The organism is Pseudomonas sp. UBA5568 (assembly GCF_002425525.1).
Classification (GTDB): domain Bacteria; phylum Pseudomonadota; class Gammaproteobacteria; order Pseudomonadales; family Pseudomonadaceae; genus Aquipseudomonas; species Aquipseudomonas fulva.
Genome location: NZ_DIMK01000039.1, coordinates 31,943 through 57,749 on the forward strand (window position 1 = coordinate 31,943; position 25,807 = coordinate 57,749).

Below are 25,807 nucleotides of genomic sequence, written 5' to 3' on the forward strand. Positions count from 1 at the left end.
GTCGGTGCTAATCGACGCTGACGCCGGAAAACTCGTTGCGCCCGAACGGGCTGACCTTGAACCCGGACACTCGGGTGCTCAGGGGCTGATTGACAGTGGAGTGGGCCACTGGCGTGATCGGCACCTGCTGCTTGAGCCGCTGCTGGGCTTGCTGATAGAGCGTGGTGCGCTGAGCTTGGTCGGTAACCTGCTTGGCTTGCTTGACCAGGCTGTCGTACTGCGGGTCGCACCATTGCGAATAGTTGTTGCTGCCAATGGCGTCGCAGCTGTACAGCGTACCCAGCCAGTTGTCGGGGTCGCCGTTGTCACCGGTCCAGCCGATCAGCGCCACATCGTGCTCGCCGCTCTTGAGGCGCTTGATGTATTCGCCCCATTCGTAGCTGACGATGCGCACCTTCAAGCCCAGCTTGCTCCAATCGGCCTGGAGCATTTCGGCCATCAGCTTGGCGTTGGGGTTGTAGGGGCGTTGCACCGGCATGGCCCACAGAGTGATTTCGGTGCCAGGCTTGACCCCGGCCTGTTCGAGCAGCTGGCGGGCTTTTTCCGGGTCGTGCGGTGCATCGGTGATGCTAGTGTCGTAGGACCACTGGGTGGGCGGCATGGCGTTGACAGCCCGTTGTCCTGCTTCCTGGTAGACCGCCTGCAGGATGGCCTGCTTGTTGACTGCCATGTCCATGGCCTGGCGCACCTCAAGCCGATCGAATGGCGGGTGCTGGGTGTTGTAGGCGATATAGCCCAGGTTGAACCCTGCTTGCTGCAAGACCTGCACGTTCGTGTCCTGCTTGAGCCCTGGCAGGTCGGCCGGCCGCGGATGCAGGGTGACCTGGCACTCGTTGCGGCGCAGTTTCTGGATGCGCACCGACGGGTCGACATTGATCGAGAACACCAGGTTGTCGAGCTTCACCTGCTCGGGCGCCCAGTAGGCACGGTTGGCCTTGTAGCGGATCTGCGAGTCTTTCTGGTAGCGCTGGAACACGAACGGGCCGGTGCCTATCGGTTGCTGGTTGATGTCGCTAGGGCGGCCGGTTTTAAGCAACTGCTCGGCGTATTCGGCGGACAGGATCGAGGCAAAGCTCATGGCCAGGTTCTGGATGAACGCGGCATCTACGGTGTGCAGCGTGAACACCACGGTGAACGGGTCGGTCTTTTCGACGCCTGCGATGTTCTTGTCTAGGCCCATGCTGACGAAGTAGGGAAACTCGGTGGGGTAGGCCTTGCGAAACGGGTGCTGCCTGTCGAGCATGCGGTTGAAGGTGAACAGCACGTCGTCTGCGTTGAAGGGCCGGCTGGGGGTGAAGGCCTTGTTGCTGTGAAAGCTCACGCCTTCGCGCAGGTGAAAGGTGTAGCGCAGGCCGTCCTCGGTGACTTCCCAGCGGGTGGCCAGGGCAGGGTGTACCGCCGTGCCGCCGCGCTCGAACTCCACCAGGCGGTTGTAGATCGGCTGGGCGGCGTCATTGTCGGTGGCGGTGGTGTATTGGGCCGTATCGAAACCGGCCGGGCTGCCTTCGGAGCAGAACACCAAGTTGTTGGCCATCACGGCTGGCGTCTGGCCGACCAGGGCCAGGGCGAGCAGTGTAGAAAGTCGGGTCACGTGGCGCATGCTAAGTCCTTTTGGGTGCTGGGCCGGCTCCGGGCACGAATCGCGGCAACAGTTCGCCTGTCCCGCACGCTTGGCAGCGGGACGACTGGGTATGAATGGGGTGGGTCAGGCGCCCGTCAGGCGGGCGCAGCCCTCAGGCTATTTGTCGACGCTGACGCCGTAGAACGCGTTGAGGGCAAATGGACTGATCTTGAAGTCCTTCACCTTGGCACTCATGGGCTGGTAGACGGTGGAGTGGGCGATCGGGGTGATCGGCACCTGCTCCTTGAGGATGTGCTGGGCTTTCTGATAAAGCTCGGTGCGCTTGGCCTGGTCGGAGGTGGCCTTGGCCTGCTTGATCAGGTCATCGTAGGGCTTGTAGCACCACTTGGAGAAGTTGTTGCCGTCGATGGCGTCGCAGCCATACAAGGTGCCCAGCCAGTTGTCAGGGTCGCCATTGTCCCCGCTCCAGCCAATGAGCATGGCGCCTTGTTCGCCCGCCTTGGAGCGCTTGATGTACTCGCCCCACTCATAGCTGACGATCTTGGCCTTGATGCCGATCTTGGCCCAGTCTGCCTGGAGCATCTCGGCCATCAGTTTGGCGTTTGGGTTGTACGGCCGCTGGACCGGCATGGCCCACAGGGTGATTTCAGTGCCGTCCTTGATGCCGGCTTCCTTGAGCAACTGGCGGGCCTTGTCGGGGTCGTGGGGAGCGTCCTTGATGCTGCTGTCATACGACCACTGGGTCGGCGGCATGGCATTGACCGCCAGCTGGCCCGCCCCCTGGTACACCGACTCGATGATTTTCTGCTTGTCCACGGCCATGTCCAGCGCCTGGCGCACCTTGAGCTGGGCCATGGGGTTGGGCTGGTTGCTGCCCTTGACCTGGTCCATCACGTTGTAGGCGATGTAGCCCAGGTTGAAGCCCGCTTGCTGGGGCATCTGCAGCTTGGAGTCCTGCTTGAGCGGCGCGATATCGGCCGGACGCGGGAACAGCGTGACCTGGCACTCGTTCTTCTTGAGTTTCTGCATGCGCACCGAAGCATCGGTGGTGATGGCGAAGATCAGGTTGTCGATCTTCACGTCCTCGGGTTTCCAGTAGTCCTTGTTGCCCTTGAAGCGGATCTGCGCGTCCTTCTGGTACTTGCTGAACACGAACGGGCCAGTGCCGATCGGCTTCTGGTTGATGTCGGCGGCCTTGCCGTTCTTGAGCAACTGGTCGGCGTACTCGGCGGACTGGATGGACGCGAAGCTCATGGCCAGGTTCTGGATGAAGGCGGCGTCGACGTCGTTGAGGGTGAACTTGACCGTGTGCTCGTCCAGTTTCTCGATCCCGGCGATGTTCTTGTCCATGCCCATATCAGTGAAGTACGGGAACTCGGTGGGGTAGGCCTTGCGGAATGGATGGTCCTTGTCGAGCATGCGGTTGAACGTGAACAGCACGTCGTCTGCATTGAACGGGCGAGTGGGCTTGAAGTAGTCGGTGGTGTGGAACTTCACGCCTTCGCGCAGGTGGAAGGTGTAGGTCTTGCCATCTTCTGCAACCTCCCAGCGCGTTGCCAGCCCCGGAATGACCGCAGTGCCGCCACGCTCGAACTGAGTCAACCGGTTGAAGACCGTTTCGGCCGAGGCGTCGAAATCGGTACCGGTGGTGTATTGCCCCGGGTCGAAACCGGCCGGGCTGCCTTCTGAACAGAACACCAGGTTCGAAGCGGCGAAGGCCGACGGCGCGCCAGTGAGCAAACCTGCGCCTAGCAGGAACGGAATGACTGCATGTTTGAGCATGTTGGCCTCATTGTTGTCATTGTTCAGAGAGGGCGGCCTCGTGAGCCGACCTGCGGATACTTATGCAGGGGTGGGCCCAATGCAATATGCACAAGGTTAGTCGGGACTTGAAAAGTGGCACGGCAGTACATGAATGTCGCATCGGTGTAACTTTTGGCGGAGTTAAACGTTTGCGAGGGCAAAATGATGGCTTTTTGCTGAATATTGCTGATTGGATGAGGATGTCGGGAAAGGCTTAAGAGGGTGTAGGAAATCTCTTAAAATGCGGGCCTTTCTTCAGGGGAGGGTAAAGAGCCCTGGCGGGGCAGTTAAGGCGCCAGGGCATCAGCTGCTGGTCAGGGGCAGCCCTTGGACCTGCCCCCTGCCACCTCGCCGTCAAGGCATCTGCACTTCGATCAAGCCATCGGCGTTCATGCTCACTTCGCTGGTGCCCGCCTCGATGTCCGGCGCTGGCGCAGCTTCGTCTGCTGCCATGGCCTTCATCGCCATCGGTGCACTGCGCAGGTAAGGCCGTGGATAGCCGCTGCTGTTCAGGTTGAGGCTGACTACTTTGTAACCACTGCCGCCCAGGGCTTCGGTGGCCAATTGGGCGCGCGCCTTGAATGCGTCGACGGCTTCCTTGAGCAGCGCGTCTTCGCTGGACTTGCGGGTAGCCGGTGCGATGGAGAAGTCCATGCCGCCCATTTTCAGGTCTTGCAGCAGCTCGGCGGTGAGCTGTGAAAGCGCTGGGAAGTCCGCGCTTTCGAGCCGCAGCTCGGCACGCTCGCGCCAGCCGGTGATTTTCTGGCCTTTGGTGTCGTACACCGGGTAGCTGTTGCGGCTGCCCTGGCTGATCTTGACGTCCTTGACCTGGCGCGACTGCTGCACAGCCTTGTTCATGGTCTCGGTGATCTGCTTGGCAAGCTTGCCCGGGTCGGTGTTCTGCGCTTCGCTGTAGAGGGTCACGACCATCAGGTCGCGTGCCACTTCCTTGCTCACTTCGGCGCGCAGTGACACCTGATTGAAGCGCGGCTCATCGGCGGCCAGCGCTGGCAAGCTGGCCAGCAAACCGCAGGACAAGAGAAGGGCAGCGCCGCGACGTTGGATTAGCATAAGGTGCTCCTTGGCAGATGAAAGCGTGGGGTGTGGCCATCCATTCCACGCATGGCCCATCAGACCGGGAACAGTGTAGTGGGTTCAGCGCTGGCCCCATGAAGCTGTGACAAAGTGTGGCGCTTTGCCGCATCACTGCAGCAGCATGCCCCGCTTCGGTATACTCCAGCCGATTTTCTGGAGCACTCATCAGGAGAGCTCATGCTCGCCGCCGCACAACCGCTGTCCGCTACGCGCCAGAACCTCTGGCGACTGACCGTTATTCGCGTCCTGGTTTTGGCCGCCCAGGCCGGCTCGGTCGGCGTGGCCTACTGGACCGAGCTGCTGCCACTGCCCTGGCTGTCGCTGGCCGGCACCCTGGCCTTGTCCTCGCTGCTGTGCGCCTTCACGGCGCTGCGCCTGCGCCTGTCGCTGCCGGTCACCGAACTCGAATATGCCCTGCAACTGGCGTGCGACCTGTTGATACACAGCGCTCTGCTGTACTACTCCGGCGGCTCGACCAACCCTTTCGTGTCCTACTACCTGGTGCCGCTGGCGATCGCGGCGGTGACGCTGCCCTGGCTGTATTCGCTGATTCTGTCGGGCATCGCGCTGACGGCCTACAGCCTGCTGCTGGTGCAGTTCTACCCGCTTGAGGGCCTGCCGCTGGCACGGGACAAGATGCAGGTCTACGGCATGTGGCTGAGCATTGCGCTGGCCGCGGCGGTGATCACCTTCTTTGCCGCGCGCATGGCCGAGGAGCTTCGGCGCCAGGAACACTTGCGCTCGGAGCGGCGCGAAGAAAGCCTGCGCGATGAGCAATTGCTGGCCGTGGCCACCCAGGCGGCGGGCGCGGCCCACGAGCTGGGTACGCCGCTGGCGACGATGAGCGTGTTGCTCAACGAGATGCGCCAGGACCATACTGATCCGCTGCTGCAGGAAGACCTGCAGATTCTTCAGGACCAGGTCAAACTGTGCAAGGAAACACTGCAACAGCTGGTTCGCGCCGCCGAGGCCAATCGCCGCCTGGCCATTGTCGAGCAGGAGGTCACCGTCTGGCTCGACGAGGCCCTCAACCGCTGGCACCTGATGCGCCCGGAAGCCAGTTACCGCTTCCAGCGCCTGCGTGATGGGCTCGTCCCTCGGTTGACGCCGCCGCCTGACCTGACCCAGGCACTGCTCAACTTGTTGAACAACGCCGCCGACGCCTGTCCTGATGACCTGGAGGTGCGCCTGGACTGGGATCACCAGGACATCGTCATCAGCATTCGCGACCATGGCCCTGGCGTACCGCCGGCCATCGCCGAGGCCATTGGCAAACCTTTCATTACCACCAAGGGCAAGGGCTTCGGCCTGGGCCTGTTCCTGAGCAAGGCCAGCGTCACCCGTGCGGGTGGCTCAGTGAAACTCTATAGTCATGAACAAGGTGGCACCCTGACCGAATTGCGCCTGCCCTATGGCACGCGAGGAGAAGCATGATGAGTGAAGAAACCCAGGTTGAAACCGAAGAGCTGCCGCACCTGCTGTTGGTGGACGACGATGCTACCTTCACCCGGGTGATGGCCCGGGCCATGAGCCGCAGGGGCTTTCGGGTAAGCACCGCCAGCTCGGCCGAAGAAGGTTTGATCCTGGCCCAGCAAGACCTGCCGGACTACGCCACGCTCGACCTGAAAATGGAAGGGGATTCGGGCCTGGTGCTGTTGCCCAAGCTGCTGGAGCTGGACCCGGAAATGCGGGTCGTCATCCTGACCGGGTACTCGAGCATCGCCACCGCCGTGGAAGCGGTCAAGCGCGGCGCCTGCAACTACCTGTGCAAACCGGCTGACGCTGACGACGTGCTGGCGGCCCTGTTGTCCGAGCATACCGACCTGGACACCCTGGTGCCGGAAAACCCCATGTCCGTGGACCGTCTGCAGTGGGAACACATCCAGCGCGTGCTGAACGAGCACGAGGGCAACATCTCGGCGACCGCACGCGCGCTAGGCATGCACCGCCGGACACTGCAGCGCAAATTGCAGAAGCGGCCAGTTCGGCGCTGAATCGTGCTGTAGGCGCGGCCTGTTGCCGCGAGGTAGCGGCCCCGACAACATGCGCTGCGCAGCTGACACCTGGGGCTGCTGCGCAGCCCATCGCGGCCGGTCCAGTGCCCCGGCAGGGCACGGTTGCGCTCCCATCACCGCACAATGCCCGCAAATCCTGGCCGTTGGCGTATCATTAGCCCCCTAACGGCAACCCCCTTTCAGGATCGTGCGCCCATGCTTGCCCTTCTCATCCAGACGCTGAACATCACGGCGCCCGTTTTCGCCATGCTGTTTCTGGGCGTGTTGCTTCGCCGTATCCACCTGATCGACGACAACTTCAACAAGGTCGCTTCGCAACTGGTGTTCAACGTCTGCATGCCGGCCTTGCTGTTTCTGGGCATCTATCATGCCGACCTGGCGGCGGCGGTCCGGCCAGGGATCATGATCTATTTCACGGTGGCCACCCTGGCCGGATTTGCCATCGCCTGGGGCATGGCCGTCTGGCGCAGCCCGTGGGCCGACCGTGGTATCTACACCCAAGGCGCCTTTCGCGGCAACAACGGGGTGATTGGCCTGGCGCTGGCCGCAAGCTTGTACGGCGACTATGGCATCTCACTGGGTGCGGTACTGGCTGGGTTGGTGATCCTGTTGTACAACTCGTTGTCTGCCATCGTGCTGGCGGTCTACAGCCCCGACCTGAAGTCCGACCCGTGGAGCATCCTCAAAAGCATCCTGAAAAATCCGCTGATTCTCAGCGTGCTGGTCGCCATTCCCATGGCCTACGGCCAGGTCCCTTTGCCGAATTGGCTGCTCACCTCCGGTGACTACCTGGCGCAGATGACCTTACCCCTTGCCCTGATCTGCATTGGCGGCACCCTGTCGCTGACGGCCCTTCGCGACAGCGGCAGGTTGGCCGTGGACGCCAGCCTGGTGAAAATGGCCTGGCTGCCACTCGTTGGCACACTGGGTGCCTGGCTTTGTGGTTTTCGCGGGGCCGAACTGGGCATCCTGTTTCTCTACATCGGTAGCCCCACCGCAGCGGCCAGCTACGTGATGGCGCGTGCGGCCAACGGCAACCATGAACTTGCCGCGTCAATCATCGTGATTACCACGCTGATGGCCGCGATCACCACCAACATTGGTATTTTCATCTTGCAGTGGGGCGGATGGATCTAGATCCTTGACTGCAAACAACAGCATTGCCTCACTGAGCGAAAGGACACTTCATGCAAGACCAGAGCACGCCCGAGCGGTTACAGCGCGGGCTGAAGAATCGTCACATCCAGCTGATCGCGCTCGGCGGCGCCATCGGCACGGGGTTGTTCCTGGGCATTGCCCAGACCATCCAGCTGGCCGGCCCCTCCGTTTTGCTGGGCTATGCCATTGCTGGCCTGATGGCGTTCCTGATCATGCGCCAGCTCGGGGAAATGGTCGTCGAAGAGCCGGTGGCCGGTAGCTTCAGCCATTTTGCCCACCAGTACTGGAGCGAGTTCGCAGGCTTCGTGTCTGGCTGGAACTACTGGGTGGTCTACGTGTTGGTCGGCATGGCCGAGCTGACGGCGGTGGGTATCTACGTCCAGTACTGGTGGCCTGACTTTCCAACCTGGGCCACGGCCGCGATCTTCTTTGTGGTGATCAACCTGATCAACCTCACCCAGGTGAAGGTCTATGGCGAGATGGAGTTCTGGTTCGCCTTGGTAAAAGTCGTGGCCATCGTCAGCATGATAGGTTTCGGCGCCTGGTTGCTCAGCACCGGTAACGGCGGCCCGGACGCCAGCGTGGCCAACCTGTGGCAATACGGCGGGTTCTTCCCCAATGGCGTGAGCGGCCTGGTCATGGCCCTGGCCGTGATCATGTTTTCGTTCGGTGGCCTGGAACTGGTAGGCATCACGGCCGCCGAAGCCGACAATCCGCGCCAGAGCATTCCCAAGGCCACCAACCAGGTGGTCTACCGGATCCTGATCTTCTACATCGGCGCGCTGGCGGTGCTGCTTTCGTTGTACCCCTGGCAGAAGGTGGTACAAGGCGGCAGTCCATTTGTGATGATCTTCCATGAGCTGGACAGCGACCTGGTCGCGACCATCCTCAACATTGTGGTCCTGACAGCGGCGCTGTCGGTCTACAACAGCTGCGTGTACGCCAACAGTCGCATGCTGTTCGGCCTGGCTAGCCAAGGTGACGCCCCGCGTCAATTGCTGAAGGTCAGCCGCAGCGGTGTACCCCTGGCAGCTTTAGGCATTTCTGCCCTGGCCACGGGCCTGTGTGTGGTGATCAACTACCTGATGCCCGGCGAAGCCTTTGGCCTGCTGATGGCACTGGCGGTGTCGGCGCTGGTGATCAACTGGGCCAGCATCAGCATCACCCACCTCAAGTTCCGCAAGGCCAAGCGCGCGGCAGGGGTACAGCCGTTCTACCAGAGCCTGGGCCATCCGTTCACCAACTACCTGTGCCTGGCCTTCATCGTGCTGATCCTGGTGGTGATGTACCTGACGCCGCCCATTCGCATCTCGGTGATGCTGATCCCCGGCTGGATCCTGCTGCTCTGGGTAGCCTTCAAGTTGAAGAAGGCCCGTCAGGCCAGCCGCTGATCTGACTTGGGGTGCTCAATGCTGGCGGCGCCAGGCGCGCACCGTGGTGTACACCAAGACAACCGCCAGCACGGGCAATACGTAGAGCAGCATCAGGCGCTCCAGGCGCCCGGCCAGGGGCATGCCCATGGTGAACGCAGCGATGTGCAGGCCGTAGGCCAGGTACAGGCACAGGAACACCAGCCCTTCGGCCCGGGTGATGCGATAGCCTGAATAGAACACCGGCAAGCTCAACGCGGCCACACCCAGCATGACGGGCAGGTCGAAATCCAGCGCATTGGGCGAAATCGACAGGGGCTCGGGGGTCACCACGGCGGTCAGGCCCAATACGCCCAACAGGTTGAACAGGTTGCTGCCGATCACCGTGCCCACGGCGATCTCGCGTTCACCGCGTAAGGCAGCGATCAGGGCTGCTGCCAGTTCCGGCAACGACGTGCAGATGGCGACCACCGTAAGGCCGATGACGCGCTCGGACAGGCCCAGGTCAGTGGCCACTTCCACGGCAGCGTCGAGCAGCAGATGACCGGCCAGGCTCAGCAGGGCCAGGCCCGCCATCACCAACAGTAACGTCCCGCACCAGAAGCGTGCCGGGGTTTGTGGCACCGATGGCGGGGCAGGGTAGGTGCGTGCGTAGTGACGGGACTGGTGCCAGAGCATGGCCAGGTAACCCACCAGCCCCATCAGCAGCAATACGCCTTCAACGCGGCCCAGATAGCCATTGGCAGCCAACCCGTAGACCAGGGCGCTGGCCAGGATCATCAGCGGAATATCCAGGCGTACCAGCTGGCGAGACACGCGAAGGGGAATGACCAGCGCTGCCAGGCCAAGAATGGCCAGCACATTGAAGATGTTGCTGCCGATGACGCTGCCCACGGCGACGTCCGGTGCGCCTTGGTAGGCGGCCTGCAGGCTGAGGGTCAACTGGGGTGCAGTGCTGCCGAATGCCACCAGGCTCAGCCCGATGATCAGCGGCCGCACGTGGAGGCGTTGCGCCAGGCGCAGTGCAGCCCGTACCAGCAGTTCGGCGCCTGCGACCAGCAGCAGCAAGGCGATGCCCAGCTGCAGCAGGCTGAACGTGGGGAGGGTGGCCAGATCGAAAATGGTAAAGCTCCTGGTCGTCAGTCACTAAGACCTTGTACTCGCACGCGCGCCGTTCCGCTACGCACCATGCCGATTTTTTCAGCGGCAGCCCGAGACAGGTCGATCAGCCGGCTGCGGGCGTGCGGGCCGCGGTCGTTGATGCGGACCACCACGCTGCGCCGATTGGCCAGGTTGGTCACCAGCACCCGGCTGCCGAACGGCAGGTTGCGATGAGCCGCCGTCAGGCCATGCTGATTGAACGCCTCGCCGCTGGCGGTGCGTTTGCCGTGATGGCGGGCGCCGTAGTAGGAGGCAGTACCCGTGCGGTCATAACCTCGCGGGTCGATGTCATGGCTGGCGCAGCCTGCCAGACAGGAAAAGAGGGCCAAGCTGGCCAAAGAACGTTTGAACATACAGGTACTCCGGTGCGCCGGGGCTTTTGGCCGGGCGCGGGACAAGCCGAGGTGGACCTGTGTCCTGGTCAACCTCGGCTGGTCTGTCAGCGAGGGCGAGCCCCCGCTGAAGGGTGCGGTCAGCCTTCGAGCTTGGCCTTGAGCAACTGATTCACCTGCCCAGGGTTGGCCTTGCCCTTGGAAGCTTTCATGGCTTGGCCGACGAAGAAACCGAACATTTTGCCGCGCTTGGCCTCGTCGGCGGCGCGGTACTGTTCGACCTGTTCGGCGTTGGCCGCCAACACCTCGTCGAGCATCGACTCGATGGCGCCGCTGTCGGTGACCTGCTTGAGGCCGCGGCTTTCGATGATGGTGTCGGCGTCGCCTTCACCTGCCGCCATGGCCTCGAACACGGTCTTGGCGATCTTGCCGCTGATGGTGTTGTCGCGGATGCGCACCAGCATGCCGCCCAGTTGCGCGGCGGTGACCGGGGCCTGGTCAATCTCGATGCCCAGCTTGTTGAGCAGGCTGCCCAGCTCGACCATGACCCAGTTGGCGGCCATTTTGGCGTCGCCCCCGAGCTTGACCACCTCCTCGAAGTAGTCGGCCTGTTCACGGCTCGATGCCAAAACGTTGGCATCGTATGCCGACAATCCGTACTGGCTTTGGAAGCGCTCGACTTTCTGGGTGGGCAGTTCCGGCAAGCCGGCGCGCACGGTTTCCAGGAAGCTGTCCTCGATGACCACCGGCAGCAGGTCCGGGTCGGGGAAGTAACGGTAGTCGTTGGCTTCCTCCTTGCTGCGCATGGAGCGGGTCTCGTCCTTGTTCGGATCGTACAGGCGCGTTTCCTGAACCACCTTGCCGCCGTCCTCGATCAAGTCGATCTGGCGCTGGATCTCGCTGTTGATCGCGCGCTCGATGAAGCGGAACGAGTTGACGTTCTTGATCTCGCAGCGAGTGCCGAACTCGGTCTGGCCCTTGGGCCGGATCGACACGTTGCAGTCGCAGCGCAGTGATCCTTCGGCCATGTTGCCGTCGCAGATGCCCAGGTAGCGCACCAGCGCATGGATGGCCTTGACATAGGCCACCGCTTCCTTGGCGCTGCGCATGTCGGGCTCGGACACGATTTCCAGCAGCGGGGTGCCGGCACGGTTCAGGTCGATGCCGGTGGAGCCGCTGAAATCTTCGTGCAGGCTCTTGCCCGCATCTTCTTCCAGGTGGGCACGGGTCACGCCGATGCGCTTGATGGTGCCGTCTTCCAGCGCGATGTCCAGGTGGCCCTTGCCCACAATCGGCAGGTCCATCTGGCTGATCTGATAGCCCTTGGGCAGGTCGGGGTAGAAGTAGTTCTTGCGCGCGAACACGTTGCGCTTGCCGATCTCGGCATCGATGGCCAGGCCGAACATGCACGCCATGCGCACCGCTTCCTGGTTCAGGACCGGCAGCACACCTGGCATGCCCAGGTCGACCAGGCTCGCCTGGGTGTTGGGTTCCGAGCCAAACGTGGTGGCACTACCGGAAAAGATTTTCGACTGGGTGGCGAGCTGAGTGTGAATTTCCAGCCCGATCACAACTTCCCATTGCATGTGTCTGTTCCTCAGAAGCCGTTAGGGGCGCGGGTGTGCCAGTCGGTCACCTGCTGGTAGCGATGGGCTACGTTGAGCAGGCGGCCTTCCTGGAAGTAAGGCGCCAGCAACTGCACGCCTACCGGCAGGCCATCGACGAAGCCGGCTGGCATCGACAGGCCTGGCAGGCCCGCGAGGTTGGCCGTGATGGTGTAGACGTCCTCGAGGTAGGCGGCGACCGGATCGCTGCTCTTGGCGCCCAGTTTCCAGGCCGGGTTGGGCGTGGTCGGGCCGAGAATCAGGTCGACATCCTTGAAGGCAGCCATGAAGTCGTTCTTGATCAGGCGGCGAATTTGCTGGGCCTTCACGTAGTACGCGTCATAGTAGCCCGCCGACAGGGCGTAGGTACCGACCATGATCCGGCGCTGCACTTCGGCGCCGAAGCCTTCGCCGCGGGAACGCTTGTACAGGTCGGTCAGGTCCTTGGGCGCCTCGCAGCGATGACCGAAGCGAACACCGTCGAAACGCGACAGGTTCGAGGACGCTTCTGCCGGAGCGATCACGTAGTACGCCGGGATGGCGTGTTGCATGTTCGGCAGGCTGATTTCCTTGACCACCGCGCCGAGCTTTTCCAGCTCCTTGACGCTGGCCTGCACGAGGTCGGCGATGCGCGGGTCCAGGCCAGCCCCGAAGTACTCTTTCGGCAGGCCGATACGCAACCCTTGCAGCGAATCACCCAGGGTGGCGCTGTAGTCGGGAACCGGCTCCTCGATGCTGGTCGAATCCTTGGCGTCGAAGCCGGCCATGCCTTGCAGCAGCAGCGCGCAGTCCTCGGCCGTGCGGGCCAGGGGGCCGCCCTGGTCCAGGCTCGAGGCATAGGCGATCATGCCCCAGCGCGAGACGCGGCCATAGGTGGGCTTGAGGCCGGTGAGGTTGGTCAGTGCGGCCGGCTGACGGATCGAGCCGCCAGTGTCGGTGCCGGTGGTCACCGGCAGCAGGCGCGCTGCCACGGCAGCGGCTGAGCCGCCCGACGAGCCACCGGGTACGTGCTCGAGATTCCAGGGGTTTTTCACCGCGCCGTAGTGGCTCGATTCGTTGGCCGAGCCCATGGCGAACTCGTCCATGTTGGTCTTGCCCAGCGTGACCATGCCAGCTTCGGCGAGCTTGGCCACCACGGTGGCGTCATAGGGCGCCTTGAAGGTGTCGAGCATCTTCGACGCGCAGCTGGTGCGCACGCCCTGGGTGCAGAACAGGTCCTTGTGGGCAATGGGCGCGCCCAGCAACGCCCCGCCTTCGCCAGCGGCGCGGCGGGCATCGGCAGCACGTGCCTGGCCCAGGGCCAGCTCGTCGGTCACGGTGATGAAGCTGTTGAGCTGTGGGTCGAGCTGCTTGATACGGGCCAGCAGGGCGCCGGTCAGCTCTTCGGAGGAAAACGACTTGTCGGCGAGTCCGCGGGCGATCTCGGCCAGGGTCAATTGATGCATGGCAGGCTCTATCCCTTACTCGATGACTTTCGGAACCAGGTACAGACCGTTTTCGGTCTGTGGGGCGACGGCCTGATAGGCGTCACGCTGGTTGTGCTCGGTGACCTGGTCGGGGCGCAGGCGCTGGCTGGCCTCAAGGGGGTGAGCCAGGGGTTCGATGCCGGCGGTGTCCACCGCTTGCATCTGGTCGACCAACCCGAGGATGCTGTTCAAGGCGTCGGTAATGCGTGGCAGTTCGCCATCATTTAGGCCCAATCGGGCCAGATGGGCGATCTTTTCCACGTCGCAGCGTTCAAGCGCCATGGGGATCTCCAGAAGGATAGAAAGAACGGATTCAGTGTCCGCAATGAGGAACATGTCAGCTTTTTGGCGGTCCAATAGCCGCGATCATCGGCTGGCATGCTCGGAAAAACAGCCAATTTAACATATTGGCTCCTTGCCCAAAATCCCTGCCATTGTTAGAGTTTGCCGCACTTTTTTACCCACGCTTTCCCCAGGGTCACTTTCCCATGTTCAAGAAACTGCGTGGCATGTTTTCCAGCGATCTGTCCATCGACCTGGGTACTGCCAACACCCTAATTTACGTGCGTGAGCGCGGTATCGTCCTGAATGAGCCCTCGGTTGTTGCCATCCGTACCCATGGCAATCAGAAAAGCGTCGTCGCCGTCGGTACCGAAGCCAAACGCATGCTGGGCCGTACGCCTGGCAACATCGCAGCCATTCGTCCGATGAAGGACGGCGTGATCGCCGACTTCAGCGTCTGCGAAAAAATGTTGCAATACTTTATCAACAAGGTTCATGAGAACAGCTTCCTGCAGCCCAGCCCTCGTGTGCTGATCTGCGTGCCGTGCAAGTCCACCCAGGTTGAGCGCCGCGCCATTCGCGAGTCGGCCCTGGGAGCAGGTGCCCGCGAAGTGTTCCTGATCGAAGAACCCATGGCGGCCGCCATCGGTGCCGGCCTGCCGGTCGAAGAGGCCCGTGGCTCCATGGTCGTCGACATCGGCGGTGGTACCACCGAAATCGCGTTGATCTCGCTCAACGGGGTGGTCTATGCCGAATCGGTGCGTGTCGGTGGTGACCGCTTCGACGAAGCCATCGTGACCTACGTGCGCCGTAACTACGGCAGCCTGATCGGCGAATCCACCGCCGAGCGCATCAAGCAGGAAATCGGTACTGCCTACCCGGGCGGTGAAGTGCGCGAAGTCGACGTTCGCGGCCGTAACCTTGCCGAAGGCGTACCGCGTGCGTTCACCCTGAACTCCAACGAAGTGCTCGAAGCGCTGCAGGAGTCGCTGGCGACCATCGTTCAGGCGGTCAAGAGCGCCCTGGAGCAGTCGCCACCCGAACTGGCTTCCGACATCGCCGAACGTGGCCTGGTGTTGACCGGCGGCGGCGCACTGCTGCGTGACCTGGACAAGCTGCTGGCCCAGGAAACCGGGCTGCCGGTCATCGTCGCCGAAGACCCGTTGACCTGTGTCGCCCGCGGCGGCGGTCGAGCCCTGGAAATGATGGACAAGCACGCAATGGACCTGCTCTCGAGCGAGTGATTCGTCCTCGCGGCTCGTGAGCCCCGGTTTACAGGTAGCACGCACAGTGCTACCTGTATGTGCTGGCCGGTGCCCGTCCGGGCGCCTCATCCGTCAATTCGTAACCAGGCTGGTGCCTTGTCCCATGTCCAATGACTTCCTGAGTCGTCCACGAGGAACGGCCCATTAAACCGCTTTTCTCCAAGGGCCCGTCGCTGGGCGTTCGCCTGCTCGTCCTGGTGGTGATGTCGGTCGCGTTGATGGTCGTCGACGCGCGCTTTGACCTGCTCAAGCCCGTTCGCAGCCAGATGGGCCTGGTGCTCATGGAATCGTACTGGATCACCGACTTGCCGCAACGCGCCTGGCAAGGGGTGGCGGGCCAGTTCGGCAGCCGCAACGAGCTGATTGCCGAGAACGAGAAACTCAAGACCGAGGCCCTGCTGCTGCAAGGTCGCCTGCAGAAGCTGGCGGCGTTGACCGAGCAGAACGTGCGCCTGCGTGAGCTGCTCAATTCCTCGGCGCTGGTTGACGAAAAGGTCGAAGTTGCCGAATTGATCGGCGTCGATCCCAACCCCTTCACACACCGCATCCTGATCAACAAGGGTGAGCGCGATGGCGTGTTTCTCGGTCAACCGGTGCTCGACGCTCGCGGCCTGATGGGGCAGGTGGTCGAACTGATGCCCTATACCTCGCGGGTCTTGCTGCTCACCGATACCACCCACAGCATTCCCGTGCAGGTCAACCGCAACGGTTTGCGCGCCATTGCCAGCGGTACCGGCAACCCGGAGCGCCTCGAGTTGCGCCACGTGGCCGATACGGCGGACATCAAGGAAGGCGACCTGCTGGTCAGCTCCGGCATGGGCCAACGCTTCCCCGCCGGTTATCCCGTGGCCACCGTCAACGAGGTGATCCACGATTCCGGCCAGCCATTCGCCATTGTGCGCGCCATCCCCACCGCGGCGCTCAACCGTAGCCGTTACATGCTGCTGGTGTTCAGCGACCGGCGTACGCCCGAGCAGCGCGCCACCGATGCCGCTATTGCCCAGGAAGAAGCAGACCGCAAAGGCGAGAGGGCTCCTGCTCAGGGTGCTGGTACGACCGGTCAAGGTGCGCCTGCAAACGGCACTCCCGCAAACGGTACCCCTGCAAACGGCGCGCCTGCCGTAACCCCTGCGCCTGCCACCCAGTCCAGTACGCCCGCCACAGCGCCAGCTGCACAGTCCGCAAGCCCGGCCGCAGCGCCCGCTGCGCCCACTCAACCCCGGAGGCAGTGATGGCCGCATCGCGCCGCAACAATGGTTGGGTCATCTGGCTGACATTTGCCGTTGGCCTGCTGCTCAGTGTCTCGCCCATGCCGCAGTTCATGGAAGTCTTTCGGCCCATGTGGCTGGCGTTGCTGGTGTCGTTCTGGACCTTGAACGTGCCGCACAAGGTCGGCATGGCCACAGCGTTCATGCTTGGCCTGGCCGAGGACGTGCTGTACGGCACCCTGTTGGGGCAGAACGCGTTGATCCTCACCCTGATCACATTCCTGGTGCTGTCGCTGCAACAGCGCCTGCGCATGTTCCCCATGTGGCAGCAAAGCCTGATCATCCTGGTGGTCTTCGGCATTGCACAGTTGCTCCAGCTGTGGCTCAGTGCCTTGACCGGTAATCGCCTGCCTACCCTGGCGCTGGTCTGGTCGGCCGTGATCAGCGCGCTGCTCTGGCCGTGGATCAGCTTTGCCTTGCGCGACCTTCGCCGACGCTTGCACATCAATTGACGGCTTGGTGGCCGCTGACAGGGAGATGTCCGAATGACCCCGCTATACCTGGCTTCCGGCTCTCCACGTCGGCGCGAGCTGTTGACGCAGATCGGCGTACGCTTCAGGGTTGTCAGCGCGCCCATCGATGAAACCCCGCTGCCTGGCGAAAGCGCCGAGGTGTATGTGCAGCGCCTGGCCAAAGCCAAGGCTGCAGCGGGTCGTGCCCGTCTCGAACCGGCCGAGACCGCGAACGAGGGCGCTGTGGTGTTGGGCGCTGACACGGCCGTCGTGCTTGACGGCCATATTCTGGGCAAACCCGAGCACCGTGACGACGCCCTGGGCATGCTGGCCCGGTTGTCCGGCCGCGAACACCAGGTATTGACGGCCGTGGCGCTCGATGACGGCACGCGTGTCGAGAGCTTGTGTGTCAGCAGCACCGTCCGCTTTCGCGACATCCACCAGCAGGAAGCGCAGCGCTACTGGGCCAGCGGCGAGCCGGCAGACAAGGCGGGCGGCTATGCGATTCAAGGGCTGGGCGCGGTATTCGTCACCGGGCTGATTGGCAGCTATTCGGCCGTGGTCGGCCTGCCATTGAGCGAAACGGCACAGTTGCTCGAGCGCTTCGGCATCGCTTGCTGGCAACAGGCGGCCTCGGAACCTGAGGTGACGCGCCCGCAGTAGCCAGCACCGTTTGCGCCATCCATCATTAGAACAAGACCCTGGACGAGAACCTGCCATGAGCGAAGAGATCCTGATCAACATCACCCCGATGGAGTCACGCGTGGCGGTGGTGGAAAACGGGGTACTGCAGGAAGTGCACGTCGAGCGCACCCAGCGTCGCGGCATCGTCGGCAATATCTACAAGGGCAAGGTGGTCAGGGTGCTGCCTGGCATGCAGGCGGCGTTCGTGGACATCGGGCTGGAACGGGCAGCGTTCATCCATGCCTCGGAGATTTCGCAGCGCGAAGGCTCGGCCGTGGAAAACATCACCGCCCTGGTCCATGAAGGCCAGGCCCTGGTGGTACAGGTCACCAAAGACCCCATCGGCAGCAAAGGCGCGCGGCTGACCACCCAGTTGTCGATCCCGTCGCGCTACCTGGTCTACATGCCGCGTAGCAGCCACGTGGGCATTTCGCTCAAGATCGAGGACGAGGCCGAGCGTGAACGCCTCAAGCGCGTGGTCAGTGATTGCGTGGACAGCGAGAACATACAAGGCGCTGGCGGCTTCATTCTGCGCACCGCCGCCGAAGGCGCGCGGGTTGAGGAGATCCTGCAGGATATTCGCTACCTGCGGCGGTTGTGGGAGCAGATCGGGGCGCAGATCAAGACCTGTGGCGCACCCCTGGTCATCTACGAAGACCTGGGCCTGGCGCTGCGTACCCTGCGCGACCTGGTCAACCCGAAGATCGAAAAAATCCGCATCGACTCGCGGGAAACCTTCCAGCGCACCACGCAGTTCGTGCAAGAGCTGATGCCTGAAATCGCCGACCGTCTGGAACACTACCCAGGCGAAAGGCCCATCTTCGACCTGTACGGTGTCGAGGATGAAATCCAGCGCGCCCTGGATCGCAAGGTACCGTTGAAGTCGGGTGGCTACCTGGTGGTGGATCCGGCCGAGGCGATGACCACCATCGACGTCAACACCGGCGCCTTCGTGGGTCACCGCAACCTGGAAGAAACCATCTTCAAGACCAACCTGGAGGCCGCCACCGCCATTGCCCGGCAACTGCGGCTGCGCAACATCGGCGGCATCATCATCATCGACTTCATCGACATGGAAGACGAAGATCACCAGCGTCAGGTGCTGCGAACGCTGGAAAAACAGCTGGAGCGCGACCACGCCAAGACCAACATCATCGGCATCACCGAGTTGGGCTTGGTGCAGATGACCCGCAAGCGCACCCGGGAGAGCCTTGAGCAGGTGCTGTGCGAACCGTGCCAGGCTTGCCAGGGGCGAGGCAAGCTCAAAACGCCCGAAACCATCTGTTACGAGATCTTTCGCGAAATCCTGCGTGAAGCCCGCGCCTACCAGGCGGAAGGCTATCGCGTGCTGGCCAATCAGAAGGTGGTCGATCGCCTGTTGGACGAAGAGTCTGGCAACGTGGCTGAACTCGAGGCCTTCATCGGGCGAACCATTCGCTTCCAGGTCGAGTCGATGTATTCGCAAGAGCAGTATGACGTGGTGCTGCTCTGAGGCCTGCTGAAACCCGACGCGGTTCGATCGGCATGGCGAAAACGGCACCACGGGCCATTATGCATATACGACCTGGAGGGCCATGGCCATGGGACGTCTAAGCCGCGTTCTGAGTGTCCTGACCCGTTGGGGGCTGGGGGCTTGCGCGTTGCTGGTCATCGCAGTGGCGCTGTACGCCAGCCTTGGCCGGGCATTGGTGCCGCTGGCGGCCGAGTACCGCAGCACGGTGCAGGCCAAGGTCGCCGGAGCGCTGGGTGTGCCGGTGCACATTGGCGCGCTTCAGGGCCGCTGGAACAGGCTGTCGCCGGTGCTGACCGTACGCGACCTGCAAATCGGTGAAGGCGGCACGGCCTTGCGGCTCGATGACGTCACCGTGGTGCCGGATGTCTGGGGCAGCCTGGTCGCAGGTGAAGTGCGCCTGGCGCGCATCCAGCTGGCTGGCCTGCAACTGATCGCCCGAGAGGATGAAGCCGGCAAGTGGAAGCTCGAGGGCCTGCCCAAGCAGGACGACGCACCCTTGCAGCCCGAGCAATTGCTCAAGGACCTGCGCCGGCTTGGGCGGGTCGATGTGTTCGACAGCCAAGTTACCCTCCACGCCTGGCAGCGTGATCCGCTGACGCTGACCTATGTCAGCGCAGGCTTGCTGGCGGGGCCCTCGCGGCAATCGTTGGACCTGCGGGCAACCTTGCCAGATGGCCAACCCCTGACGCTGAGCGCGCGCAGCCGCGCTTCGGCCGAAGCCTGGCGTGATGCGCAGGTACAGGGCTATCTCAACCTGCCGCACAGTGACTGGGCACGCTGGTTGCCGCCCCGGCTGTTGGGGCAGTGGCATGCCCAGGTGCTGCAGGCAGGCGGTGAAGCCTGGTTCGACTGGCGCGACCGTCAGTTGCACCAAGGCGCCGTACGCCTGAATGCGCCGCACCTGCAAGGGGCCTATGACACGCGCAAACCGGTCAAGGTAGACAGCCTCGCCCTCAATGCCTGGTTCGAGCGTCAGGATGAGGGCTTCGACGTCATTGTCGACGCGTTGGCGATGGACATTGGCGACACGCATTGGGCCTCGCGGCTGCGGTTGATGCAGCGCAACGGTGCGGCCCCGGCCGATGAAAGCTGGCAGGTGCAGGCCGACCGTGTGGAGCTGACCCCTCTCACGCCGCTGATCCACGCCTTGGCGCCCATGGGCCAGCAAGTGCTGGCGGTGATCGATGGCCTCAATGTCACAGGTGCCCTGCGCAACGTGCACCTGACGGCCCGGCCCAAGGCCGACGGCGATCGCCGGCTGGCGTTCGAAAGCAACCTGGAGCGCGTGGGTTTCGATGCGTATCACGGCGCCCCGGCTGCCGGTAACGTGAGCGGCAGCATCAGCGGCGACCTTGGGCATGGCGAACTGCGCCTGGACACCGACGCTTTCATGCTGCACCTGGATCCGATCTTCGCCAAACCCTGGCACTACCAGAAAGCCAATGCGCGCCTGACCTGGGCACTGGACAAGGAAGGCTTCACCCTGATCGCTCCTTACCTGAAGGTCGTGGGCGAGGAGGGCAACATTGCAGGCGACTTCCTCATCCGCCTGTTGTTCGAGGAAGGGCGTGAAGACTACATGGACCTGCGTGTCGGTCTGACCGACGGCGATGGCCGCTACACCGCCAAGTACTTGCCCGAGGTGTTGAGCCCGGCCTTGGACCAATGGCTGCGCAGCGCAATCGTCAAAGGCAGTGTCGACCAGGGTTACTTCCAGTACCAGGGCTCGCTCAATCACGGTGCCAAGCCCGAAGCTCGCAGCATCAGCCTGTTCTTCAAAGTTCATGATGCCACCCTGGACTTCCAGCCCGGCTGGCCACAGGTACAGCATGTGGACGGTGACGTGTTCATCGAGGACAGCGGTGTGCGCATCAAGGCGCAACGCGGTGTGCTGCTCGACACCAAAATCAGCGACGTGAAAGTCGACATTCCACATGTGGAAGGCATGGGTGACAGCCACTTGCACTTGGACGGCAATTTCGAGGGTGGCCTGGTGGACGGGCTCAAGATACTCAAGCAAGCGCCCATTGGCACCAATGAAATCTTTGCAGGATGGGAAGGTGAGGGCCCCCTCAAAGGCAAGGTCAAGCTGGACATCCCGCTGGCCCATGGGCAGCAACCTAAGGTGAAGGTGGATTTCGGCACGCGCGATGCACGGCTCAAGATTGCATCGCCCGAGCTGGAACTCACGCGCCTGAAGGGCGACTTCAGCTTCGACTACGACAAGGGCCTCAGTGGCAAGGGCATTTCCCTGCAGGCATTCGGCAAGCCGGTCACTGCACAGATTGCCGCTGTAGGCGAACCGGGACAGATGCAGACCAGAATCAGCGCCAGCGGCCGGGTTTCGCTGCAAGCACTGACCCAATGGCTGCACTTCGACCAGGCACTGCCGGCGTCTGGCGAGCTGCCGTACCAGCTGCAGTTGAGCATTGGCGCACGTGAAAACCTGATTAACGTCGATTCGGACCTCAAAGGCCTGTCGATCGACCTGCCGGCGCCCTTTGGCAAAGCGCCTGCCGACAGTCGGGCCAGCCGTTTCAGCATGAACCTGCAAGGCGCGCAACGGCACATCGACGCCGCCTACACCGATCTTGCCCGGCTAGCCTACGTGGCGCCAGCCGAGCACCTGGACCAGGGCGCTGGTGAGCTGCTGCTTGGTGCTGGTCAAGCGCAGCCTCCTGGCGGTCGCGGCCTGCGTATCCGTGGGCACCTCGATACCCTGGACCTTGAGCCTTGGCAGGCTCAGGCGCAGAAGCTAGGGGGCGACGATCCAGGTGGCAATGCGCGCCAGACACTGCAGAGCGTTGACCTGAGCATCGGGGCTCTGAAGGCGTACGGTACCGAGCTGAACCAGGCGAGGGTGCGTCTGGCACGTGGGTCGGCGGCCTGGGACGTGCGCCTGGACAGTCGGCAGGTGGTGGGCGACGCGCGCGTGCCCGACGCCGAGGGCGCCCCTATCGTGGTGCGGCTGCAAACCTTGCGCCTGCCGGCAGGCAATGCCGACCAGGCGCAGGACGAAGACGGCGCCGACCCGCTGGCGTCGTTCGATCCGCGCAAGGTGCCGCCGCTGGACGTGCGCATCGACACGTTGTACCGCGGTGACGATCTGTACGGCAGCGCTGCGATCAAGCTGCGGCCGACCCGTGCCGGTGTGAACGCCAGCGACATCGATCTGAACCTCAAGGGGCTGCGCATCGACGGCGCCGGTGGTTGGGATGGCGCAGGCGGCACGAGCTGGTACAAAGGCCGCGTGCAAGGCAAGCAACTGGGTGACGTGCTCACGGCCTGGGGCTTTGCCCCGACGGTAACCGCCCGGGATTTTCGCATGGACGTGGACGGGCGGTGGCCGGGCTCCCCGGCGGCAATCAGCCTGAAGCGGTTCTCCGGGAGCCTCGATGCAGTGCTGCACAGCGGGCAGTTCGTCGAGGTGGACGGTGGCGCACAAGCGTTGCGGGTATTCGGCTTGCTGAACTTCAACGCCATTGGTCGGCGCTTGCGCCTGGACTTCTCCGACTTGTTCGAAAAGGGCCTGGCCTACGACCGGCTCAAGGGGCTGCTGGTGGCCAGTGAAGGGGTATACGTAACCCGCACGCCGATCAAGGTAACTGGCCCGTCGAGCGATTTCGAACTCGATGGTACCCTGGACATGGTGCGTGAGCGGGTCGCTGCCAACCTGCAGGTCAGCCTGCCGGTCACCAACAACCTTCCCCTGGCAGCGCTGATCGTCGGCGCCCCGGCCGTGGGCGGCGCACTGTTTCTGGTCGACCGGCTGATTGGCGATCGGGTGTCGCGCTTTGCCAGCGTGCATTACCGGGTAGTAGGGCCGTGGAAAGAGCCTAAGATTACCTTTGTGAAACCATTCCAGAAATAGCGCCAGGAGGGTCGATGAAGGCGGCAGTGATCCAGATGGTCAGCCAGGATGATGTGCAGGGTAACCTGCGCCAGGCGAGCAAGCTTCTGGAACAGGCGGCATCAGGTGGCGCCAGGCTGGCCGTGCTGCCGGAGAACTTCGCCGCCATGGGGCGTGCAGACGCCGCGGCGATCGGCCGCGCCGAGGCCCTCGGCGAAGGCCCGATCCTGCCCTGGTTGAAACGCGTGGCTCGTGACCTTAGGTTATGGATTGTCGCAGGCACCATTGCCCTGCCGCCGACCGGTCAGCCCAAGGCCAAGGCACATGCCTGTTCGTTGTTGATCGACGAGCATGGGCAGCAGGTCGCGCGGTATGACAAGTTGCACCTGTTCGATGTAGATGTCGCCGACAATCGTGGCCGCTATCGTGAATCCGATGATTACGCCGCCGGTGCACAGGTGGTGGTTGCCGATACGCCGGTGGGGCGGTTGGGCCTGAGCGTGTGCTACGACCTGCGCTTTCCCGAGTTGTACAGCCACCTGCGCGCAGCCGGGGCAGAACTGATCAGTGCACCGTCGGCGTTCACGGCGGTGACAGGGGCGGCGCATTGGGACGTGCTGATCCGCGCACGCGCCATCGAAACGCAATGCTACATGCTGGCCGCAGCCCAAGGCGGGCTTCACCCCGGCCAGCGCCAGACCCACGGCCACGCGGCGATCGTCGACCCATGGGGGCGCATCGTGGCGCAACAGGCGCAAGGCGAAGCGGTACTGCTTGCCGAGCGCGACAGTGACGAACAGGCGTCCATTCGGGCGCGCATGCCGGTGATCGATCACCGGCGCTTCTTCTCGCAGGGCGCATTGCGGCCTGCGCACACCTCGGAGTGACTATGAGCCAGATGTTATCCACCGTCAGCGAGCAGCTCCTGGCCCCAGGCGGCTTGACCCTGGACAGCCTGCAAAGTGTGCTGGGTGAATTGGCCGGCCCAGGCATCGACGCCGCCGACCTGTACTTTCAGGGCCAGATTTCGGAAACCTGGGCGCTGGAGGATGGGATTGTCAAAGAAGGCAGCTTCAACCTCGATCAGGGGGTCGGTGTCCGTGCCCAGGCCGGCGAAAAAACCGGCTTTGCCTACAGCAATGCCATCAATCTCGAAGCCTTGACCTCTGCCGCGCGCGCCGCGCGATCGATTTCCCGTGCCGGGCAGAACGGCACGGTTCAGGCATTCCGTGCCCAGGACGTGACCACTCTCTACCCGGCGGATAATCCATTGGACGTGCTCAGCCGTGCCGAGAAGGTCGAGCTGCTCAAGCGTGTCGATGCCGCCACCCGTGCACTGGACCCGCGTATCCAGCAGGTCAGCGTCAGCATGGCCGGCGTCTGGGAGCGGATCCTGGTCGCGGCCGCCGATGGCAGCCTGGCGGCCGACGTACGGCCCCTGGTGCGCTTCAACGTCAGCGTCATCGTCGAGCAGAACGGCCGTCGCGAACGCGGCGGGCAGGGCGGCGGCGGGCGCACCGACTATCGCTTCTTCACCGAGGAGCGGGTGATGGGCTATGCCCGCGAGGCACTGCGCCAGGCGTTGGTGAACCTGGAGGCCGTTGCTGCGCCTGCCGGCACCCTGCCCGTGGTGCTGGGGCCTGGTTGGTCCGGCGTGCTGTTGCACGAGGCGGTTGGCCATGGCCTGGAAGGCGATTTCAACCGCAAGGGCAGTTCGGCATTCAGCGGCCGAATCGGCCAGAAGGTCGCGTCCAGCCTGTGCACCATCGTCGATGATGGCACCCTGGAAGGCCGACGTGGCTCCTTGAGCGTGGACGACGAAGGCACGCCGACCGAGTGCACCACCCTGATCGAAAACGGCGTGCTCAAGGGCTACATGCAGGACAAGCTCAATGCGCGCCTGATGGGCATGGCGGTGACGGGTAACGGCCGACGGGAATCCTATGCCCACTTGCCGATGCCGCGCATGACCAACACTTACATGCGGGCCGGTGAAAGCGACCCGCAGGAGATCATCGCGTCGGTGAAGAAGGGCATCTACTGCGCGAATTTGGGTGGCGGACAGGTGGACATCACCAGCGGCAAGTTCGTGTTTTCGACCAGCGAGGCCTACCTGATCGAGGATGGCAAGATCACCGCCCCGGTCAAAGGCGCGACCTTGATTGGCAATGGCCCGGAGGCGATGAGCCGTGTGTCGATGGTCGGCAACGACCTGTCGCTCGACAGTGGGGTAGGGACATGCGGCAAGGACGGGCAGTCCGTGCCGGTCGGTGTAGGCCAACCGACCTTGAAACTCGATGCGATCACGGTGGGTGGTACCGGGGCGTGAGGGTCGGCTGGGGCCGCAAGGCGGCCCCGCCGCGATCAGCGCAGCCCGCGCTGCAGCTCGTCCAGATCGCGAATGTACTTGAACACCTTGCGCGAAGCGGCAGGGGGTTTGTTCCTGGCCTTTTCGTGCTGGGCATGGCGCACCAGCGAGCGCAGCTGCTGGCGGTCGGTCTCCGGGTATTCGTTGACGAACCGTTCGAGGTCCTCGTCGTTGCCGTCGATCAACCGATCACGCCAGCGTTCAAGACCGTGAAAACGCTCGTTGTACTGGCGGGTGGAGCTGTCCATCTGTTCCAGCAGGGCGTGAATGGCGTCCAGGTCCTGTACACGCATCAGCTTGCCGACGAACGACATGTGGCGTTTGCGAGCCCCATGCGCGGTGTGCTTGCTGGCTTCGGCCAATGCCTTGCGCAGTTCATCGGTCAAGGGCAGGCGCGCCAGGGTGTCGGCCTTGAGGGTGGTGAGCCGCTCGCCGAGTTCGACCAGCGCATGCAGTTCGCGCTTGATCTGGGTTTTGCTTTTTTCGCCGTCGAAGGCGTCGTCGTTTGAATCAACCATGGTGGCAGTCCGCTAAAGATC

Annotated in this window: 21 protein-coding genes; 12 read left to right on the forward strand and 9 right to left on the reverse strand. The window is 63.2% G+C overall.

Features of this window, described 5'->3' with window-relative positions; all coding sequences use genetic code 11:
* Window positions 1–7: 7 nt before the first annotated feature.
* The 3 genes from B2S33_RS11900 to B2S33_RS11910 form a co-directional block, all read right to left on the reverse strand.
* The gene (locus B2S33_RS11900) at window positions 8–1,600 is read right to left on the reverse strand and encodes an ABC transporter substrate-binding protein (protein ID WP_027913717.1); all 1,593 of its coding nucleotides are present in this window, start codon (window positions 1,598–1,600) and stop codon (window positions 8–10) included.
* Between the two features lie 138 nt (window positions 1,601–1,738).
* Window positions 1,739–3,364, reverse strand: a complete 1,626-nt coding sequence (locus tag B2S33_RS11905; RefSeq protein ID WP_027913718.1) for an ABC transporter substrate-binding protein — start codon at window positions 3,362–3,364, stop codon at window positions 1,739–1,741.
* 375 nt (window positions 3,365–3,739) lie between these two features.
* Entirely contained in the window at window positions 3,740–4,456 is a 717-nt protein-coding gene (locus tag B2S33_RS11910; protein WP_027913719.1) for an SIMPL domain-containing protein, read from the reverse strand.
* Between the two features lie 201 nt (window positions 4,457–4,657).
* On the opposite strand from B2S33_RS11910, the gene B2S33_RS11915 reads away from it, so the two are divergent.
* The 4 genes from B2S33_RS11915 to B2S33_RS11930 all read left to right on the forward strand — a co-directional run bounded on the left by B2S33_RS11915 (window position 4,658) and on the right by B2S33_RS11930 (window position 9,044).
* A complete protein-coding gene (locus B2S33_RS11915) occupies window positions 4,658–5,914 on the forward strand; it encodes an ATP-binding protein (RefSeq protein ID WP_027913720.1) in 1,257 nt (418 codons plus the stop codon).
* Window positions 5,914–6,474, forward strand: coding sequence for a response regulator transcription factor (locus B2S33_RS11920; RefSeq protein WP_027913721.1), 561 nt, complete (start codon window positions 5,914–5,916; stop codon window positions 6,472–6,474). The genes B2S33_RS11915 and B2S33_RS11920 overlap by 1 nt, the downstream gene beginning before the upstream one ends.
* Window positions 6,475–6,690: 216 nt before the next feature.
* Window positions 6,691–7,632 (forward strand): AEC family transporter, encoded by a 942-nt coding sequence (locus B2S33_RS11925; RefSeq protein WP_027913722.1) that lies wholly within the window; start codon window positions 6,691–6,693, stop codon window positions 7,630–7,632.
* 50 nt (window positions 7,633–7,682) lie between these two features.
* Window positions 7,683–9,044 carry an amino acid permease gene (locus B2S33_RS11930; RefSeq protein WP_027913723.1) on the forward strand — a complete coding sequence of 454 codons (1,362 nt, stop codon included), beginning with the start codon at window positions 7,683–7,685 and terminating at the stop codon, window positions 9,042–9,044.
* A 15-nt stretch (window positions 9,045–9,059) separates the two neighbouring features.
* On the opposite strand, the gene B2S33_RS11935 is transcribed toward B2S33_RS11930, so the two are convergent.
* The 5 genes from B2S33_RS11935 to gatC all read right to left on the reverse strand — a co-directional run bounded on the left by B2S33_RS11935 (window position 9,060) and on the right by gatC (window position 13,868).
* Window positions 9,060–10,103, reverse strand: a complete 1,044-nt coding sequence (locus tag B2S33_RS11935; RefSeq protein ID WP_132578307.1) for a calcium/sodium antiporter — start codon at window positions 10,101–10,103, stop codon at window positions 9,060–9,062.
* Window positions 10,104–10,162: 59 nt separating this feature from the next.
* Window positions 10,163–10,537: a septal ring lytic transglycosylase RlpA family protein gene (locus B2S33_RS11940; protein ID WP_023533371.1), complete on the reverse strand. Its 375-nt coding sequence runs from the start codon at window positions 10,535–10,537 to the stop codon at window positions 10,163–10,165.
* A gap of 119 nt (window positions 10,538–10,656) precedes the next feature.
* The gene (gatB, locus tag B2S33_RS11945; protein ID WP_027913725.1) at window positions 10,657–12,102 is read right to left on the reverse strand and encodes an Asp-tRNA(Asn)/Glu-tRNA(Gln) amidotransferase subunit GatB; all 1,446 of its coding nucleotides are present in this window, start codon (window positions 12,100–12,102) and stop codon (window positions 10,657–10,659) included.
* An 11-nt stretch (window positions 12,103–12,113) separates the two neighbouring features.
* Window positions 12,114–13,565 carry an Asp-tRNA(Asn)/Glu-tRNA(Gln) amidotransferase subunit GatA gene (gene gatA, locus B2S33_RS11950; protein WP_027913726.1) on the reverse strand — a complete coding sequence of 484 codons (1,452 nt, stop codon included), beginning with the start codon at window positions 13,563–13,565 and terminating at the stop codon, window positions 12,114–12,116.
* A gap of 15 nt (window positions 13,566–13,580) precedes the next feature.
* Window positions 13,581–13,868: an Asp-tRNA(Asn)/Glu-tRNA(Gln) amidotransferase subunit GatC gene (gene gatC / locus B2S33_RS11955; protein WP_023533299.1), complete on the reverse strand. Its 288-nt coding sequence runs from the start codon at window positions 13,866–13,868 to the stop codon at window positions 13,581–13,583.
* Window positions 13,869–14,074: 206 nt separating this feature from the next.
* On the opposite strand from gatC, the gene mreB reads away from it, so the two are divergent.
* The 8 genes from mreB (at window position 14,075) to tldD (ending at window position 25,229) form a co-directional block, all read left to right on the forward strand.
* Window positions 14,075–15,112, forward strand: coding sequence for a rod shape-determining protein MreB (gene mreB / locus B2S33_RS11960; protein WP_003255163.1), 1,038 nt, complete (start codon window positions 14,075–14,077; stop codon window positions 15,110–15,112).
* 224 nt (window positions 15,113–15,336) lie between these two features.
* Entirely contained in the window at window positions 15,337–16,365 is a 1,029-nt protein-coding gene (mreC, locus tag B2S33_RS11965; RefSeq protein ID WP_028687046.1) for a rod shape-determining protein MreC, read from the forward strand.
* Complete coding sequence (mreD, locus tag B2S33_RS11970) at window positions 16,365–16,853, forward strand: rod shape-determining protein MreD (protein WP_027913729.1); 489 nt, start codon at window positions 16,365–16,367, stop codon at window positions 16,851–16,853. The genes mreC and mreD overlap by 1 nt, the downstream gene beginning before the upstream one ends.
* 33 nt (window positions 16,854–16,886) lie before the next feature.
* Window positions 16,887–17,516 carry a Maf family protein gene (locus tag B2S33_RS11975; RefSeq protein WP_110606874.1) on the forward strand — a complete coding sequence of 210 codons (630 nt, stop codon included), beginning with the start codon at window positions 16,887–16,889 and terminating at the stop codon, window positions 17,514–17,516.
* A gap of 55 nt (window positions 17,517–17,571) precedes the next feature.
* Complete coding sequence (gene rng / locus B2S33_RS11980; RefSeq protein ID WP_027913731.1) at window positions 17,572–19,029, forward strand: ribonuclease G; 1,458 nt, start codon at window positions 17,572–17,574, stop codon at window positions 19,027–19,029.
* Window positions 19,030–19,111: 82 nt separating this feature from the next.
* A complete protein-coding gene (locus B2S33_RS11985) occupies window positions 19,112–22,921 on the forward strand; it encodes a YhdP family protein (protein WP_288650358.1) in 3,810 nt (1,269 codons plus the stop codon).
* A 14-nt stretch (window positions 22,922–22,935) separates the two neighbouring features.
* Window positions 22,936–23,787 carry a carbon-nitrogen hydrolase family protein gene (locus tag B2S33_RS11990; protein ID WP_088523092.1) on the forward strand — a complete coding sequence of 284 codons (852 nt, stop codon included), beginning with the start codon at window positions 22,936–22,938 and terminating at the stop codon, window positions 23,785–23,787.
* A gap of 2 nt (window positions 23,788–23,789) precedes the next feature.
* Window positions 23,790–25,229: a metalloprotease TldD gene (tldD, locus tag B2S33_RS11995; protein WP_028687050.1), complete on the forward strand. Its 1,440-nt coding sequence runs from the start codon at window positions 23,790–23,792 to the stop codon at window positions 25,227–25,229.
* 35 nt (window positions 25,230–25,264) lie between these two features.
* Here the strand turns inward: tldD and yjgA are convergent, their stop codons facing one another.
* The gene (gene yjgA, locus B2S33_RS12000) at window positions 25,265–25,786 is read right to left on the reverse strand and encodes a ribosome biogenesis factor YjgA (protein ID WP_023533376.1); all 522 of its coding nucleotides are present in this window, start codon (window positions 25,784–25,786) and stop codon (window positions 25,265–25,267) included.
* Between the last annotated feature and the right edge of the window lie 21 nt (window positions 25,787–25,807).